This window comes from Streptococcus infantis (genome assembly GCF_047464415.1).
Classification (GTDB): domain Bacteria; phylum Bacillota; class Bacilli; order Lactobacillales; family Streptococcaceae; genus Streptococcus; species Streptococcus infantis_AE.
The window spans coordinates 1-1511 of record NZ_JASHBX010000042.1; the positions used below are offsets into that span (position 1 = coordinate 1).

At 42.6% G+C, this 1511-nt stretch carries 2 protein-coding genes; both read left to right on the forward strand.

Annotated features, from left to right (window positions below):
- A partial coding sequence (locus QM460_RS10330) for a pLS20_p028 family conjugation system transmembrane protein (RefSeq protein WP_414290046.1) occupies window positions 1-1304 on the forward strand: 1304 nt, incomplete at its 5' end.
- Between the two features lie 8 nt (window positions 1305-1312).
- Window positions 1313-1511: BRCT domain-containing protein (locus QM460_RS10335; RefSeq protein ID WP_414290047.1), on the forward strand; the 199-nt coding region annotated here is incomplete at its 3' end.

The following is a 1511-nucleotide window of genomic DNA, read 5'->3' on the forward strand; positions in this document are numbered from 1 at the left end:
ATGGTACGACAAATCCAAAACTGTTAAAGGATATGCAGGAAACCGACAAAATAGCAGGGATTAAAGGCTTGTTCCTCCATAAGTTGGATTCCAATAATACTGGAGTTGAAAGCATTACAGAACACCGTCTCATCAATCAATTGAGTGCTTTTGAATCAGTTTATATGCGCTACAAAGTCAACTGGATAGGGATGTTCCTCCAGTACATTATCCTTGTTGTTCTTTTGGTCAGCATGATCATTAAGCTCGTCAAATCAATTTTTGATATTGTGATTGAAGCAATGATTTCTCCAATCCTTGGATACAGTTCTCTATCAAACTCAAAGAAATACAAAGAGTTGTTAAGAACGATTGGCGGTGCCTTAGCAGGAATCTTCTTTGAAGTTATCATTATGCGTGTAACACTTGAGATTTTCAGAGATTTACCAATCCTTTCTGTTTCAGCAGTATCTAAGCTTTCTGGCGGATTCTTTGATGGACTCAATATGTGGGAACAGTGTCTTGCAGCTGCCTTTGTTTACGTTGGAGTATTCTTTGCAGCAATGCAAGGAGTGGCCATGATCGAGCGCTGGCTTGGAGTTTCAACAGGTCATAGTGAAACAGCTCAACAATTGCTCGGAGCTATGATGATGGGCAATGCCTTTGCGGCTGGAGCAGGCGGTCTCTTTAATGGTAGTATGGCACTTGGCCAATTTGGTATGGATATGGCACAAAAAGCTCCAGATGCCCTGTCTAAAGGAAGTCAGATCCTAGGAAATAGCCTAGCCAGAACTGGAGGTGGCATTCAAGGTGCTTTGAACTCTGTAAAAGACCAAGGCTTGATGAATGCGGCCAAAGGTGGCGTAAGTAATATGGTTGATTTGGCAGAATGGAAAGCATTTGAAGCCATGCAAAATGGGCAAGGGGCAGTTGGCAAAGTTTTAGATAAGCTGGATGATAAGGCTGCCTCTGCTCAAAATGCGACCTATAACGCTCTGAAAAATGATGCGGTTCCTGGAATTGCTCAGCCTGGTCCAATTGATATTCCTGAGCCTCCAATTGATTCAGGAACAACGGATGCACCTATTGTCGATCCAACTTCTTCAGCTGAAGGCATGGAGTCCCCAATCCAAGATTCAAATCCACCTGCAGATGCGCCAGTTTCAGAATCGACACCACCAGCACAGCCTGATTCTTCTCAACAAAAATTTCAACAGAGTATGAATCAAATGAACTACATGAACCAACAAATGCAACAAGCAGGTCAGCGTATGCAGGGAGGACGTCATATCACTGGCGCTGAGAGTGACGACGAAGAAGAATAGGCGGAACTATGGATCTAACAGGGAAGAACATTGTTATCACAGGAAGCCTACGTCCTCTAACTCGAGAAGAAGCCATACGATTTTTAGAAAGTAAAGGAGCTGTCGTTCAAAATTATATATCTTCTAGGACAGATATATTGGTTTTAGGACACAAGCAGTTGAATCTTTTTGATCCAGATAAAAGGTCTAAAAAGCATGATGCAGCGC